Annotated in this window: 1 pseudogene; it reads right to left on the bottom strand. The window is 42.4% G+C overall.

Annotation, left to right across the window (positions count from 1 at the left end):
• Positions 1-349 (bottom strand): annotated as a pseudogene (locus tag AB4486_RS27870) (hypothetical protein); the annotation flags it as partial.

Raw genomic sequence — 349 nt, 5'->3', positions numbered from 1 at the left:
ACAGACTTTAAAGTTGTCAGCGTTTAACTCGTAGTGTGTTGTGTTAGAAGTATCACCAAGCTTCAATGACACGATAGTAACGGCAGCTTTGTCGAAAGCCTCAAAACCGTTGCCGCTATTGTCGTATACAGTGTCATTGACTTTGAATGTGTAGTAACCGCTCGCCCAACTGATTTCAACCGCGAGATCTTCACCTAAAGTGTAAGTGCCTACAGGCTCATCAGGAATTTGAGGTTTACCGCTACTATCGGTAACCGTGGAACGGTAGAAAATTTCTCCAGCATTAAAAATAACTTCGCCGTGTAAATTAGTGTTAGAAGTACCAGAAGCGTAGAGACTAATATAAGCG

Origin of the sequence: Vibrio sp. 10N.222.55.C6 (assembly GCF_041473395.1) — a bacterium.
In the GTDB taxonomy this organism is placed as follows: Bacteria; Pseudomonadota; Gammaproteobacteria; order Enterobacterales; family Vibrionaceae; genus Vibrio; species Vibrio crassostreae_C.
Note: the sequence above shows the minus strand (reverse complement) of the source record. Positions and strands in the feature narration are given on the sequence as shown.